Raw genomic sequence first — 15296 nt, forward strand, 5'->3', positions numbered from 1 at the left:
GTGCGCCGGACGCAGCCGTCCACCGGCTATCCCAAACCCCGAGACAGGCCCTGAGAGCCCATAAAAGGGGCGGCGTGGGCAGGGCTAGAAGGGGTGGACGCCCACCGGGGTCGCCGGGAGTGGGCCGAAGCCCTCGGCGATGCGGTAGTGGTAGGTCTCGCGGTCGATGACCTCCAGGCCGACGATCTCCCAGGGCGGCAACTGCGCGGTCTGGCGGTGCTCGCCCCACAGGCGCAGGGCGACGGCGGCAGCGTCGTGCAGATCGCGTGCCTCCTCCCAGTAGCGGATCTCCGCGTGGTCGTTGGCGTATCTGCTGGTCAGCAGGAAGGGGTGGTCGTGGGCGAGCTGTTCCAGACCGCGCCGGACCTCTTTCAGCGGGGCCTCCGCGCCGGAGACGCTGAGGGTGACATGCCACAGACGGGGCACGTCCTTGGGCTCCTCGTACGTCTCCTCGTAGCGGGCGCCGGCCGCGACGCTCGTCAGGGCGCGTTCCTCGCCCACCTTGCGGGAGGCGGATCCACCGCGGGACGCCGCCGCCCCAGGGCGCACTCGTCTCATGGCGGCCTCCTTTACCCGATGGTCGTGCACCCGATGGTCGTGGCGAATCTCCCTGAAACAGAGAGAAGCAGGTACGCACGCTCCATGGGGCACTTTTGCGGAACGTCCACCTCACGGCGGTCGGATTTGCGGGGCGTTCCCCCTGTTTTCGGCCTTTGCGGTACCGGGGTCAGGGGGAGGGGTCAGGGGTGACGAGCCGCAGGCCTCAGGGGTTTCAGGGGTTCAGGACGACCAGGTCGTCCCGGTGCACGACCTCGCGCTCGTACGCGGCGCCCAGTTCGCGGGCCAGTTCACGCGTCGAGCGGCCGATGAGCTGGGGGATCTCCCGGGCGTCGAAGTTGACGAGCCCACGGGCGACGGCCTGCCCCGCGCTGTCGCGCAGCTCGACCGGGTCACCCGCGACGAACTCGCCCTCTACGGCGGCGATCCCGGCCGGCAGCAGCGACTTGCGGCCCTGGACGACCGCGCGCACGGCGCCGTCGTCGAGGGTGAGCGAGCCCTGCGGGGTGGAGGCGTGCTGGAGCCACAGGAGACGGTCGGCGGAGCGTCTGCCGGTGGCGTGGAAGTAGGTGCCCGTGTCCCGGCCCGCGAGGGCGTCGGCGGCGTGGACCGCGCTGGTCAGGACCACCGGGATACCGGCGGCGGCGGCGATCCGGGCGGCCTCGACCTTGGTGACCATGCCGCCGGTGCCGACACCGGCCTTGCCCGCGCTGCCGATGTCGACATGGGCGAGGTCGGCCGGACCGCGCACCTCGGCGATCCGTGCCGTACCGGGTTTGCCGGGGTCGCCGTCGTACACGCCGTCGATGTCGGACAGCAGTACGAGGAGGTCGGCGCGGACGAGGTGGGCGACGAGGGCGGCGAGGCGGTCGTTGTCGCCGAAGCGGATCTCGTCCGTGGCGACGGTGTCGTTCTCGTTGACGACCGGCAGGGCGCCCATCGCGAGGAGCTTGTCGAGGGTGCGCGAGGCGTTGCGGTGATGGGCGCGGCGGCTCATGTCGTCGGAGGTCAGCAGCACCTGGCCGACCCGCAGTCCGTGCCGGGCGCAGGAGGCGGTGTAGCGGGCGACGAGGAGCCCCTGCCCGACGCTGGCGGCGGCCTGCTGACGGGCCAGGTCCTTGGGGCGGCGGCGCAGGCCGAGCGGGGCGAGTCCCGCGGCGATGGCACCGGACGAGACGAGAACGATCTCCTTCTCACCCCCGTCGCGGCTCTTGGCGAGGACGTCGACGAGCGCGTCGACCCGGTCGGCGTCGAGGCCGCCGGCCGCTGTGGTCAGCGACGAGGAACCCACTTTGACGACAATCCTGTGGGCCTCTGCGACGGCCTGCCTTGCCCCTGCCACCTGCGTTCCCGTCCCCTCGGGTCGTCCTGCTTGCGCTGACGGGCAATTTACGCGAACAGGCGCGGGGGTGTGCGTCGGTCCAGTGGGCGGACCGACGCACACCTCCGTCCACCGCTCTCAGGTCCGCGCGCCCGCCGCCTGCCGCTTCTGCCCCTCGTTGCGGGTCTCGGCCTTCGCCGCGAGGTCCGCCGTCGCGGTGTTGAACTGCTCGATGGACGGCGGCTCGTCGGGCCCGAGCAGATACCGCTTGAGCTCCACCCGCTCACCGGCCAGCGGATCGGCCGCCGGATCGCGCACCGCGTCCAGCAACCGCCCCAGTTCCCCGGCGTCGTTGCCGAGGATCACGGCGGCGCGTACGGCGGTGTTCTGCCGCTTGAACTCCTCCGCGCCGAGCCCCGCCGAGTCCGTCACGGCGTACGGCTTGCCGCTCGCGATGAAGTCGGAGACCACGCTGGAGATGTCGGAGACCATCGCGTCGGACACGTTGAAGCAGTCGTACAGCCGTGGTTCGGCGCCCATGACGACCCGGTGCTCGGCGGCGCCGAACGAACGCCAGTACGCGTCGTTCCACTCCGTGCGCAGCGCCTCGATCTCCGCGTGGCGCTGTACGTCGACGACCCCGTCCCGGGTCGCCTCCGCCTCGTCGCCCTTCTCTCCGGCGGCCCCGGCCAGTTCGGCCAGCCGCGCCTCGACCCGCGCGAGGTCGGCCTTCGCCCGCGTCCGCTCGCCGGGGTCGCCCGGGAAGCGCGGGTCGGCGGCCCGCTCGGCGGCGGCCTTCTCCACCAGCGCGGTGATCCGCTCGTGCGCGGCCCTGGCCTCGCCGCTGCGGGTGCCGGTGAAGGGGTGCGGCTTGTACAGCACACGGACCGGCGGATCGGCCGACACCAGCTCGCGCACGATGTTCTCGCCGGCCAGCAGGATGGAGGTGTTGCCGGGGTCGTCGTCCCAGCCCTCCCAGGTCGGCGCGTAGAGAACGGTCGGGCAGTGTCCGTCGGCGGGTGTTCCCTGCGGCCCCTGGATGGGGGCGAGCTGGGGCCGCCCGACCTCGACGATGTCCTCGTCGCGGACGCCCACGTCGGCGATCGCGTACCGGTCGCGCCCGGCCCGCCCGGCGACCCACACCTCGTCGTAGGCCTTGCTGAACGGGTTCACACTGGCGATCTTGTCGCTGTCGCCGTGCCCGATGAACACGTGCTTCATGGTCGGTACGCGCAGCAGGTGGATGTTCTTGCCGACGTTCGCCGCGTAGAGCGCGACCCGGACCGTGCGCAGGTCCAGGTTCATCAGGTGGATGCCGCCGGGCACACAGATGACGGGGACGGTCGTCGGGGCGAGGTTCTGCAGGATGACGCGTTCCCGCAGGACGATCAGCGGCCGGGTGTCGAGCTGCTCCATCGTCTCCAGCCACATGTTGACCTGGTACGCCGAGTCCTTGGAGCCGGAGAAGTACAGCAGCGTCTGCGGCCGGTACTCCCGCAGCCAGTCGTCGGTCGCCGCGAGCACCGTCTCCGCGACCGGCGGGATGCGGCGGCCCCTGACATAGGGCGCGAGGGCGGCCACGTACAGGAAGGCCAGGCCGAGGGTGAGGCCGACGCCGACCATGCCGAACGCGGGTGAGCCAGTCTCCGTCGTGAGGAGGATGCCGACCAGCGCGGCCAGGTCGAGGTGGAGCATCTTCTCGGTGGAGCGTTCCAGCAGGAAGCGCGGCGGGGCGTCGGGGATGGTGATGCGTGAGGCCAGGTCGACGTTGCGGGTGGCGACCGGCATCCGGCGGCGGTTGCGGATCAGCGTGGTCAGGGCGCTGTGCGGGGCCTGGAATCCGTAGAAGGTGATGAAACAGGCGATCGCCGCGTAGAAGATCGCGCTTCTGGAGAGGTCTACGCGCGCCAGCAGCAACAGCACCAGCAGTTCCCGGACCAGGAACCGGATGGAGACACCGGCCCGCACCTTGCTGAGGCGGTTGACCAGATAGCTGCCCCGGCGGTGCAGATAGTGGTCCGCCAGGTAGGTCACTGCGGCGAAGGCGGCGAAGGCGGGCACGCTCGGGATGAGCGCGGCCAGCATGAGACAGGGGAAGCCCAGCATCATGAGGACCGCCGCGGCCAGTTCGGCCGGGCTGCCCACCCGGGCGACGCGAATAGCAGTGGAAATCAAGGGGAACCTGTATCTGAGAAGTACCCGGGAACGGTCTGGAATTTACTCGAACAACTACGAGAACTGCGACAATCGGCAAACTTTATGGAATTGATGAAATTGATGGATCGGGCGGAATTACAGGAATTATCCGGAGGTCCGCCCGATGGTTTCGCCCATTCTATCCGTCACCGGTTTTATGCCAGGTCGTCGTTCTGCCGGTCGAGGACGCTGGCGAGTGCCTGCTCGAAGCCGGAGGCCCGGCCGGCCACGGCCGTCGGGTCCTGCTGGCGGACGTCGATGACATGCCCGGTCAGTTCGGACAGCAGTACGTCGAGCGAGGTACGGGCCACCGCCTCGGAGGACAGCAGCGAACCCGCGGGCTCCTGGCCGAAGGCCTTCGTCCGCATCGGCGTGGCCGTACGCTCCGGGTTGACGCAGTTGACGCGTACGCCGTCGGCGGCCCATTCGTCCGACAGGGCCTGGGTGAGGTTCACCATCGCGGCCTTGGTGGAGGAGTAGAGGCTGTACTCCGCCCGGCCACGGGTGTAGCTGCTGGAGGTGTAGAGCAGGAGCTGGCCCTTGGTCTCGGCGAGGTACTTGTAGGCCGAACGGGCGATCTGCACCGGGGCGAGATAGTTGACCTTCAGCGCTTCCTCGATGGTCGCGTTGTCGGTCTCGGCGAGTTTGCCGATGCGCAGGACGCCGGCCGTGTTGATGACGTAGTCGATGCGCCCGGTCGCGGAGTACGCCTTGGACAGCGCGTCGTCGACCTCCTCCGGGTTCTCGACATGCGTGCCGGTGGTGGAGCGCCCGAGGGCGTACACCTTGGCGCCGTATCCCTCGGCCAGCTCGGCGATGTCCTTGCCGATGCCGTAGGACCCGCCGAAGACGACGAGTGTCCTGCCGGTGAGCAGCTCGCGGTAGGCCTCCTCGCTCATCTGCTCGGGCGTCGCCGCGGAGGCGAGCTGGAAGAGCTTGTCGGCGATGAAGACGTCGACGGGCTGGGTGACCTTCATGTTGTACTCGTCGCCCGCCACGACATGGATCGGCACGTCCGGCAGATATCTGAGTACGACCGAACAGTCGTCCGTGGCCTGGAAGTTGGGGTCGCCCGCCGCGACCTCGTAGGCCCGCCGGATGGTCGACAGCTTGAACGCCTGGGGCGTCTGCCCCCGGCGCAGCCGCGACCGGTCGGGAATCTCGGTGATGAACTCACCGTCCTCGCCGTGCGTGCGCGTCACGATGATCGTGTCGGCGGAGGGAATGGCGACGTCGACCGCCTGGTACCGCTCCAGGGCGATCACGCAGTCGTCGATGACCCGCTGGGACAGCAGCGGCCGTACGGCGTCGTGGAACAGAACGTTTCGGTCTTCACCCTCGGCCAGGCCCTCCCCGAGGGCTTCGATGGCCCGCTCGGTGGTGTCGTTGCGGGTGGCACCGCCCTCGATGATCCGGACGACCTTCTTGAAACCGGCCTTGGCGACGATCTTCTCGACGTCGGCCACATAGCCGGGCGCCATCAGCACGATGACGTCGTCGATCGAGTCGGCGTGCTCGAAGGTGGTGAGGGTGTGCTCGATGACCGCCTTGCCCGCGATCTTCAGCAACTGCTTCGGGATCGACAGACCCACCCGCTGACCGGTGCCGCCCGCGAGGACGACGGCGGTGGTGCGGGGCTTGTCTTTGCGCTGGGACACTGGCGACCTACCTCGGGGCAACGGAGAACCCTGAAATCGTCCCACCTGCCGTTACCGCAGTGCAAGGTGAGCGCCCGGCGAGGCATATGTGAACAACTGAGGGCGCCCATCGGAATTTCCGTGCGTTGTGAGTAACGGCACAGAATTCCGGGTGAGCGCCCCCGGGGATTCTCCTTCCCCGCTCGGACGGCCCGCTCGGACGGCCCGCTCGGACGGCCCCCTCAGACGGTCCGTACTCCCGGTTTCCCGGAATCGACGCGGAGCGTGGCCAGGGTCCGGGAGGCGGAGGTGGGCCTGGTCACGGTGTCGGCGATGCGGACCTGGGCGTCGATTCCGGCCTGCCGGATGTCGAACAGGTGGTATCCGCGGTGGTTGTCGATGACCTTCCAGTGCGGGTTGTCGGCCTTGAGCGGGTCCATCTGCCGGTGGAAAGCGGCCGAGTTCTGGTCCCCACCGCTGGAGATGGACGTACCGACGAACTCGGCCCCGACCACCGCCGAGCGGGGATCGGCGAAGTCCAGCTTGAGGTCGCTGATCATGGTGACGTGGCGGTCACCGGAAAGGACGACGGGGTTGCTCACATTCGCGAACTCTGCGAGCAGCGCGTTGCGTTCGACCTGGTAGCCGTCCCAGGCGTCGTAGAACCAGGCTTTGCCGTCGCCGAGCTTGACGTCGGTCTCGGCCATCATGATCTGCGAGGCGATGAGGTTCCACCGCGCCTGCGACCCGTGCAGCCCGTCCAGCAGCCACTGCTTCTGCTCGGCACCGAGCATCGTCATCGCCGGGTCCAGGGCGCCGGCCTGGCTGGTGGCCTGGTCGCTGCGGAACTGCCGGGTGTCGAGCATGTTGAGGCGCACGAGCCGCCCGAAGTCGAGCCGCCGGTGCATCCGGATGTGGGGCCCGTTGGGCACGGCCGTGGCGCGTACGGGCATGTGCTCGTAGTAGGCCTGGTAGGCGGCGGTGAGCCGCGCGGCGAACGCCTCGGGGGACTGCTTGTCGGGGTCCTGCGGCAAGTCACCGGCGAAGTCGTTGTCGACCTCGTGGTCGTCGAAGGTGACGACGAAGGGAGCGGCGGCGTGCATCGCCTTGAGGTCCGGATCGGTCTTGTACTGGGCGTACCGGTTGCGGTATTGGACGAGGCTGAACGGCTCGCCGGTGCCCTCGTGTTCGCGAATGCTGGTGATCGGGGACGTCGACTCATAGATGTAGTCGCCCACGAAGACGACGAGATCCGGGTCCTGGGCGCGCATGTCGGCGTACGGGGTGAAGTAGCCGTGCTGCCAGTTCTGGCAGGAGGCGAGCGCGAGCCGCAGTCGGCTGCCGGCGGCGGACGCCGCGGGAGCGGTACGGGTGCGTCCGACCGGCGAGAGCTGCCCGCTGGTCCGGAACCGGTACCAGTAGTGCCGGTCGGGCCTGAGCCCCCGTACGTCGGCGTGCACGCTGTGCCCGTACTCGGGCCGGGCCCAGGCGTAGCCTCGCCGGACCTGCCGCCGGAACCGGGAGTCCTCGGATATCTGCCACTCGACGGCGACAGCCCGCTGAGGCATCCCTCCACCGTGGAGCGGATCGGGGGCGAGCCGCGTCCACAGCACGACGGCGTCGGGCAGGGGGTCCCCGGAGGCGACCCCGAGGCTGAACACCCCGGCGGGCAACGGGCTTTGCGCGGCACGGGCGGTCCCCGCCAGCAGAACCTGCCCGGACGCGGCGGCCCCGACGACGGCGGCACCAGTGGTCAGAAACCGGCGTCTGCCGGGCACAGCACTTCCGCTCATCGTCGAACTCCGTTGTCTGGTAGGCCACTTGGGCCTACGCAAGCTCCCACGGCACGATGAACCGGAGACCCCCCGAGGCCTGAATCAAGGGAAGATCATACTTCCGGCGATGGGACGGCAGACGCGACGAGGGCGGCGGGGGCGAAAAATCGCCCCCGCCGCCCACCTCACACGTCTGGAACCAGCTGAGCTACCTGGAACTGGCCGGAGCCGGCTGGACTTTGCTGGATCTAGAACGGCTCGAAGTCGTCGAACTCCTTCTGCGCCTCGTCCCGCTCAGCCTGCTGATCGCGACGCCGCTGCGCGGCGGGCCGAGGTACGTCAAGGCGGTGGTCCTCACCACGCCGCCCCAGCATCTCCGCGCCGGCCATGACCGTCGGCTCCCAGTCGAACACCACGGCGTTGTCCTCGGGACCGATGGCGACGCCGTCGCCCGCGCGGGCCCCGGCCTTCATCAGCTTGTCCTCGACACCCAGCCGGTTGAGCCGGTCGGCGAGATAACCGACCGCCTCGTCGTTGTTGAAGTCGGTCTGCCGCACCCAGCGTTCGGGCTTCTCGCCGCGCACCCGGTAGAGCCCGTCCTCTTCCTGGACGACGGTGAAGCCCGCGTCGTCGACGGCCTTCGGCCGGATGACGATCCGGGTCGTCTCCTCCTTGGGCTTGGCGGCCCGCGCCTTCGCGACCACCTCGGCGAGCGCGAACGACAGTTCCTTCAGCCCGATATGGGCGACGGCGGACACCTCGTACACCTGGTACCCGCGAGCCTCCAGCTCGGGCCGCACCATCTCGGCGAGATCCAGCCCGTCCGGCACGTCGACCTTGTTGAGGACGACGATCCTGGGCCGGTCCCCCAGCCCCCCGTACTCCTTCAGCTCCTCCTCGATGATGTCGAGGTCGGAGACGGGGTCGCGCTCGGACTCCAGCGTCGCCGTGTCCAGCACATGCACGAGCACACTGCACCGCTCGACGTGCCGCAGGAACTCCAGCCCGAGCCCCTTGCCCTGGCTGGCGCCGGGAATGAGACCGGGCACGTCGGCGATGGTGTAGACGGTCGCGCCGGCGGTCACGACACCCAGGTTGGGCACAAGCGTCGTGAACGGATAGTCGGCGATCTTGGGCTTGGCCGCACTGAGCACGGAGATGAGAGACGACTTACCGGCACTCGGATACCCCACGAGTGCCACGTCGGCGACCGTCTTCAGCTCCAGGACGATGTCCTGGAGCCCCCCGGGCACCCCGAGCAGCGCGAACCCGGGCGCCTTGCGGCGGGCCGAGGACAGCGCGGCGTTGCCGAGCCCGCCGCGCCCGCCCTCTGCGGCGACGTACGAGGTCCCGTGGCCGACGAGGTCGGCGAGCACGTTGCCCTCCTTGTCGAGGACGACGGTCCCGTCCGGCACCGGCAGAACCAGGTCCTGCCCGTCCTTGCCGGACCGGTTGCCGCCCTCGCCGGGCTTGCCGCTGGTGGCCTTGCGGTGCGGGGAGTGGTGGTAGTCGAGCAGCGTGGTGACGGACTGGTCGACGGTGAGGATCACGTCGCCGCCGTGTCCACCGTTGCCGCCGTCGGGCCCGCCCAGCGGCTTGAACTTCTCACGGTGGACGGAGGCACAGCCGTGACCTCCGCTACCCGCGGCGACATGCAGCTCGACGCGGTCCACGAAGGTGGTCATGGGATGTGCCTCCAGTTACGTACGAAAACTCTGTCGACGTGCCTCACGAGCAAGAGCAGGCACGTTCTATGACGCGTTCCAGGACGCTATGGCGCGTCCATGGCGCGTTCTATGAAGAGAACACGCGAAAGGCGGACCCGCTTCCCGATCGGGAAGTGAGGTCCGCCTCGCGAAAGAACCGATCAGGCGACCGGAACGATGTTCACGACCTTGCGCCCACGGTGGGTACCGAACTCCACCGCACCCGCGGCCAGCGCGAACAGCGTGTCGTCCTTGCCACGGCCGACGCTCGCGCCGGGGTGGAAGTGGGTGCCACGCTGGCGGACCAGGATCTCACCGGCGTTGACGACCTGACCGCCGAAGCGCTTCACGCCGAGCCGCTGAGCATTCGAGTCGCGACCGTTCCGAGTGGACGATGCGCCCTTCTTGTGTGCCATGTCTCAGTCCCTACCCTTACTTCGCAGCCGCGGGGATCTCAGTGACCTTGATCGCCGTGTACTGCTGGCGGTGGCCCTGACGACGGCGGTAGCCGGTCTTGTTCTTGTAGCGAAGGATGTCGATCTTGACGCCCTTGTGGTGGTCCACGATCTCGGCCTGGACCTTGATGCCGGCCAGGACCCACGGGTCGCTGGTCACAGCGTCGCCGTCGACAACGAGCAGGGTCGAGAGCTCGACCGTGTCGCCAACCTTGGCAGTGGAAATCTTGTCAACCTCAACGATGTCGCCGACAGCAACCTTGTGCTGGCGACCACCGCTGCGCACGATGGCGTACACGCGGATCTCACTCTCTCGCTCGGGAACGGCACCCCCGCAGTCCAGCCGCCCGCCGGAAGCGAACGGCCTCTCCCGCCGCACCGGACGACCGGTACTCAGGAGGATGCAGGTTTACGGGGATGTGACGCGTCACGGATGAAGCTATGGACACGCCGACGCTCAAGATTACGGGCCCGGCCTGAACGGGTCAAACTGAGCCCGGTTCCCCACACCCACGCCACTCAAACACGGCGGTCCGCCCGGTGATGAACCCGGACGGACCGCCGTACCGCGACTGTGAATCCCCTTGCTGTCCCGGCAGCCGAGGCTGCCGGGAGGTCAGGGATCAGCCTTCCGTGCTCGCCGAGACCGACGCCTGCGCCGACTGCTCGGCAGCGGACGTCGTCTTCTTCGCCGCCGCCGACGTCTTCTTCGCCGTGACCTTCTTGGCGGCCGTCGTCGTCTTCTTGGCGGCCGTCTTCTTCACCGCCGCGGTCTTCTTCGCGGGGGCCTTCTTGGCCGTGGTCGCCTTCTTGGCGGCGGTCTTGCGTGCCGTCTTCTTGGCGGGAACCGCGTCCTCGGCCTCAGCCTCGGCCCCGGTCACCTCGGCAGGCGCCGAAGGCTCGGTGGCCGCCGGGACGACCACGACGGCCGCCTCCTCGGAGGAGGTGGGCGCGGTGGCCTTGCGCACGGCACGTCGCCGCGGCCGGGCCGGAGCCGGGCTGTCGGCCGGCACCTCGGGGGCTTCGACCGGAGCCGGAGCCACGACCGGCTCGGTGACGACCGGCTCCGCGACCGTCTCGGTGACGACCGTCACCACGGTCTCGGCAGCGGCCTCGTCGGCGGCCTTGGGCGAACCGGCCGGAGCCGACGCCTTACGGGTGGCCCGCCGACGCGTACGCCCCTGGGGAGCCGCGTCGTCCAGCACCACGGCCGGAGCCTCGGCGACCGGCGCCTCGACGACCGGGTCCTCGACGGCCACGGGCTCGGCGTGCGCCACGACCTGCTCGACCGTGACCGGAGCAGCGACAGGAGCCGTGACCGGAGCCGTGTCCTCGACCACCGAGGATTCGGCGGCATCGGCGACGTCGGCGACGACGGGCTCGGCCGTACGGGCATCAGTACCGCGCCCGTGGGCCCCACGGGACTCCGCCCTGGGCGCCCCCGCCGGAGCCGAGGCCCGCCTGCTGGCGCGCCGCCTGGAACGGCCGCCGCGGCCGGCCGCGGCCTCCGCCTCGGCCGCGCTGTTGTACAGCTCCTCGTCGGGCTCGAAGACGGGCGCCGACAGCGCGACGGGCGCCGCGACCTCTGCGGCGACCTCGGCCTCGGTCTCCTCGACGACCTCGATCTCGGCGTCGTCGTCGGATCCGTCCAGGAGCACATCGTGCTCGTGGGTGTGGTCGAGTTCGTGCTCGGCACCGCCACGGCCGCGCCTCTTGCGCTTGCCGCCGCCCCCGCTGGAGGTCGGCTGCTCCATGTGCACGATGACACCGCGGCCGTTGCAGTGGACGCAGGTCTCGGAGAACGACTCCAGCAGGCCCTGGCCGACCCGCTTCCGGGTCATCTGGACCAGGCCGAGCGAGGTGACCTCCGCCACCTGGTGCTTCGTACGGTCGCGGCCCAGGCACTCCAGCAGCCGCCGCAGCACGAGATCCCGGTTCGACTCCAGGACCATGTCGATGAAGTCGATGACGACGATGCCGCCCAGGTCGCGCAGCCGGAGCTGGCGCACGATCTCCTCGGCCGCCTCCAGGTTGTTCCTGGTGACCGTCTCCTCCAGGTTGCCGCCCTGGCCGGTGAACTTGCCGGTGTTGACGTCGACGACGATCATCGCCTCGGTCTTGTCGATCACCAGCGAGCCGCCGCTGGGCAGCCACACCTTGCGGTCGAGCGCCTTGGCGAGCTGCTCGTCGATGCGGTACGTCGCGAAGACGTCCACCTCGGAGGTCCACTTCGACAGCCGGTCGGTCAGGTCCGGGGCCACGTGGGCCACGTAACCGTGGATGGTCTGCCAGGCCTCGTCACCGCTGACGATGACCTTGGTGAAGTCCTCGTTGAAGATGTCGCGCACGACGCGGACGGTCATGTCCGGCTCGCCGTACAGCAGAGTCGGCGCGTTCGAGCTGCCGCCGCTCTTCGACTTCTTCTGGATGTCCTCCCACTGCGCCTGGAGCCGCTCGACGTCACGGCGCAGCTCGTCCTCGCTCGCGCCCTCGGCGGCGGTGCGCACGATGACGCCCGCGTCCTCGGGGACGATCTTCTTGAGGATGGTCTTCAGACGCGCGCGCTCGGTGTCGGGCAGCTTGCGGCTGATGCCGGTCATCGACCCCTCGGGGACGTAGACCAGATAGCGGCCCGGGAGCGACACCTGACTGGTCAGGCGCGCGCCCTTGTGGCCGATCGGGTCCTTCGTGACCTGCACGAGCACCGGCTGGCCGGACTTCAGCGCGCTCTCGATGCGCCGCGGCCCGTGGGCCATCCCCAGCGCCTCGAAGTTGACCTCACCGGCGTACAGGACGGCGTTGCGCCCCTTGCCGATGTCGATGAACGCGGCCTCCATGGAGGGCAGCACGTTCTGCACCTTGCCCAGGTACACGTTGCCCACGTACGAGGTCGACTGCTCCTTGTTGACGTAGTGCTCGACGAGCACGTTGTCCTCAAGGACGCCGATCTGCGTGCGGTCGCCGTACTGGCGTACGACCATCACACGTTCGACGGCCTCACGGCGGGCCAGGAACTCGGCCTCGGTGATGATCGGAACGCGTCGGCGGCCCTGCTCACGGCCTTCGCGGCGGCGCTGCTTCTTGGCTTCCAGCCGCGTCGAGCCCTTGATGGACTGGACCTCGTCGCTCGGGTGCTCCTCGCGCTTGGCGCGCGGCTCGCGGACCTTGACGATGGTGCGCTCGGGGTCGCCGTCGGCGAGCACGGGCTCGCTCTCGCCGGACGAGTCACCGGCGCGACGCCTGCGGCGGCGACGGCGGCGGCTGCTGGCGGAACCGGACCCGCCCTGCTCGTCGCGCTCGTCCTCCTCGGCGTCCTCGTCCGCCTGGTCGGCGGTGTCGGCGGCGTCCTCGTCGGCACGCGCGGTCTGCTCGCCCGCGTAGTCGTCGTCACCGGAGTCCGTGTCGGAGTCGGCGGACTCGCCCCGGCGCCTGCGACGGCCGCCGCGGCGACGGCGACGGCGCGAACCGGGGCCCTCTTCCTCACCGTCGTCGTCGGTGTCGGCCTCAGCGGCGGACTCGTAGGCGTCGTCGACACCGTCCGTGTCGTCCGGCTCCTCGGTCACGACGGGTGCGACGGGCGCGGCGGCCACGGGCTCCTCGTCGCCGCCCCGGCGACGGCGGCGACGGCGCGGCGCCTGCTCCTCTACGACGGTCTCGGCGACCGGAGCGGCCTCGACGGCCTCTTCCTCGGCCTCCAGCTCGTCAACGTCGTCGGCCGCCTCCGCGGCGGCGGCAGCGGCGGCGGCCCGCTCGGCCGTCTGGAACATCGGCTCGGTGAAGACGGGCGCCTGGAACACGGCTACCGCGGGACGCGCGGGACGCCGCCCGCCCTCGTTCTCACCGTTCGTGACGGCGGGCGCGGGCGCGGAGAACCCGACAGCGGCCTTACGGGTGACCCGGCGACGACCGCGACGCGGCGCGGCGTCGTCGGTTGCCTCAGGCTCGGTCTCGGGCTCGGCCGCCACCTCGGCGACAGGCGCGGGTGCCTCTTCCACGGGAGCTGCCACGGGGGCGGGAGCCTCCGGAGCGGCGGCGGTCTCGGTCCCGGCGGCGGGCGCGGAGACCCGGCGGGTGGCCCGACGGCGGGTACGCGGAGCGGGCGCGGCCTCCTCCGCGACAGCGGGGGCCTCGACGGCGGGGGCCGCCTGGACGGCCACGCTCTCCTCGTCGCCCTGCTCGCCGCTCTCCTCGGCAGTCGGGGCGGATACGGCGGCAGCGGCGGGCGAACCGGCGGGCGCGGACGCGCGCCGGGTGGCCCGACGGCGGGTACGGGGAGCTGGCGCGGCGGCCTCTTCCTCGGCGTTCCCGGTCTGCTGGTCGGTTTGCTGGTCGGTCTGCACGGCCGTGTCAGCGGTGCTCGCCTCGGCGGCCGGTATGGCCGGTGCCGTGGTCTCGGCCACGGCGGTGGCTCCGGCCCCGGCGACGGGCGGTCCCGCGGGGCGGGACGCCGCGCGGCGCCGACGGCGCGGCGGCAGGGTGTCGCTGGGGGTGTCGTGTGCGGAACCCTCGGCGGGCTCCGAAGTGGTCTCGGTCTGTTCGAGCATGCGGGCGGTTCTCCCGTCAGGCTCCCGGGCGCCGCGCACCTGGTCCGGCTTGGGTGCCGGTGACGTCCGCGGCTCGCGCAGTGCGCGGTGCCGCCGTCCGGGGCGCGGGCGCCGCACGGGAGCTCTCTGTGTCCTGTCTCGCCGGTTCCGTACGCCATGTTGCGTACGGCCTGGCGAAAGTCTTGTGGTAGGTGCGCTGCCCGACCCAGGTGGCTCCCGAGTCCGAGGGCGGCGCTACGACGTTCGTCCCTTCGCGGGACCTTCCTTACGCCGGCGCCTGCGACGCGGCGGCAAGCGGCGTGGCCTTGGAGAGGGCCACCGCTGCCTCGCGGTCGGGCGCGAGCGGGTCGGTCACCGTGCCGGTCTCTTCATCGAACAGCCCCTGCGCCAGCCTGGTCACCCCTGCGGGGACCGGCGGCGCCAGGTCGGCCACGGCGCGAAGACCGGACAGGACGTCGTCGGGTCGAACGGCAGGCGTCACGTGCCGAACAACCAGCCGCAGTATCGCACAGGGCCGGCCGGTAGGCCTATCAGCCGCTGGACTGTGCGTCTCGCCATTTGTCCCGACGCCTGTTTCCTGTGCCTCTGTTTCCTGTGCTGCCTCGACCGTCTCCATGCCCGCGACCGCGGCCCGGGCATCGAAGGTCCTCATGCCGTTCTTGGCGAGGCGCTGGACCTCGACGGTCTCGGCGGCGTTGAAGGCGTCGACGGCGCGGCGCGCGTCCTCGGGCGCCACACCCTCCAGTCGCAGCTCCCATACGGAAGCCGTCAGCCGGTCGGCGAGCCCGGAGGTCCGGGCCTCGACCGCGTCGACGATGTCGAGCCCGGCGGGCAACGACTCGTCGAGCAGCTCACGCAGTTTCTCGGGATCGCGCGCTTCGGTGAGCGCGATCTCCAGGTACTCCGCCTCACTGCCCGTGCCGGTGGCTGCGGCATTGGCGTACGACACCTTCGGATGCGGTGTGAACCCCGCCGAGTAGGCCATCGGCACCTCGGCGCGGCGCAGCGCACGCTCGAAAGCGCGCTGGAAGTCACGGTGGCTGGTGAACCGGAGGCGGCCACGCTTGGTGTAGCGCAGTCGGATGCGCTGCACCGCGGGTGCGG

The 15296-nt window shown here is 70.3% G+C and carries 10 protein-coding genes; all 10 read right to left on the reverse strand.

Annotation, left to right across the window (positions count from 1 at the left end):
• Positions 1-84: 84 nt before the first annotated feature.
• The 10 genes from AOK08_RS16545 to AOK08_RS16590 all read right to left on the reverse strand — a co-directional run bounded on the left by AOK08_RS16545 (position 85) and on the right by AOK08_RS16590 (position 15285).
• On the reverse strand, positions 85-558 hold the full coding sequence (locus AOK08_RS16545; RefSeq protein ID WP_198539289.1) for a hypothetical protein: 474 nt from the start codon (positions 556-558) through the stop codon (positions 85-87).
• A 214-nt stretch (positions 559-772) separates the two neighbouring features.
• Positions 773-1900: a glutamate 5-kinase gene (gene proB / locus AOK08_RS16550; RefSeq protein WP_055526333.1), complete on the reverse strand. Its 1128-nt coding sequence runs from the start codon at positions 1898-1900 to the stop codon at positions 773-775.
• Positions 1901-2017: 117 nt separating this feature from the next.
• On the reverse strand, positions 2018-4054 hold the full coding sequence (locus AOK08_RS16555; protein WP_241826968.1) for a hypothetical protein: 2037 nt from the start codon (positions 4052-4054) through the stop codon (positions 2018-2020).
• A gap of 176 nt (positions 4055-4230) precedes the next feature.
• Positions 4231-5733, reverse strand: coding sequence for a bifunctional cytidylyltransferase/SDR family oxidoreductase (locus AOK08_RS16560; RefSeq protein ID WP_055526335.1), 1503 nt, complete (start codon positions 5731-5733; stop codon positions 4231-4233).
• Positions 5734-5954: 221 nt separating this feature from the next.
• The gene (locus AOK08_RS16565; protein WP_055526336.1) at positions 5955-7505 is read right to left on the reverse strand and encodes an alkaline phosphatase D family protein; all 1551 of its coding nucleotides are present in this window, start codon (positions 7503-7505) and stop codon (positions 5955-5957) included.
• 230 nt (positions 7506-7735) lie between these two features.
• Entirely contained in the window at positions 7736-9172 is a 1437-nt protein-coding gene (gene obgE, locus AOK08_RS16570; RefSeq protein ID WP_055526337.1) for a GTPase ObgE, read from the reverse strand.
• A gap of 182 nt (positions 9173-9354) precedes the next feature.
• On the reverse strand, positions 9355-9609 hold the full coding sequence (gene rpmA / locus AOK08_RS16575; protein ID WP_006374707.1) for a 50S ribosomal protein L27: 255 nt from the start codon (positions 9607-9609) through the stop codon (positions 9355-9357).
• Positions 9610-9625: 16 nt separating this feature from the next.
• A complete protein-coding gene (gene rplU / locus AOK08_RS16580; RefSeq protein WP_006374708.1) occupies positions 9626-9946 on the reverse strand; it encodes a 50S ribosomal protein L21 in 321 nt (106 codons plus the stop codon).
• 325 nt (positions 9947-10271) lie between these two features.
• On the reverse strand, positions 10272-14192 hold the full coding sequence (locus AOK08_RS16585; protein ID WP_055526338.1) for an Rne/Rng family ribonuclease: 3921 nt from the start codon (positions 14190-14192) through the stop codon (positions 10272-10274).
• Positions 14193-14457: 265 nt separating this feature from the next.
• A complete protein-coding gene (locus AOK08_RS16590) occupies positions 14458-15285 on the reverse strand; it encodes a TIGR03936 family radical SAM-associated protein (RefSeq protein WP_055526339.1) in 828 nt (275 codons plus the stop codon).
• Positions 15286-15296 lie beyond the last annotated feature (11 nt).

This window comes from Streptomyces graminilatus (assembly GCF_001418565.1).
Lineage (GTDB): Bacteria > Actinomycetota > Actinomycetes > Streptomycetales > Streptomycetaceae > Streptomyces > Streptomyces graminilatus.

What these genes read in the sequence shown, in the direction of transcription:
- AOK08_RS16545 (WP_198539289.1), bottom strand. Translation starts at nt 558, where the DNA reads ATGAGACGAGTGCGCCCTGGGGCGGCGGCGTCCCGCGGTGGATCCGCC.
- rpmA (WP_006374707.1), bottom strand. Translation starts at nt 9,609, where the DNA reads ATGGCACACAAGAAGGGCGCATCGTCCACTCGGAACGGTCGCGACTCG.
- AOK08_RS16565 (WP_055526336.1), bottom strand. Translation starts at nt 7,505, where the DNA reads ATGAGCGGAAGTGCTGTGCCCGGCAGACGCCGGTTTCTGACCACTGGT.
- obgE (WP_055526337.1), bottom strand. Translation starts at nt 9,172, where the DNA reads ATGACCACCTTCGTGGACCGCGTCGAGCTGCATGTCGCCGCGGGTAGC.
- AOK08_RS16585 (WP_055526338.1), bottom strand. Translation starts at nt 14,192, where the DNA reads ATGCTCGAACAGACCGAGACCACTTCGGAGCCCGCCGAGGGTTCCGCA.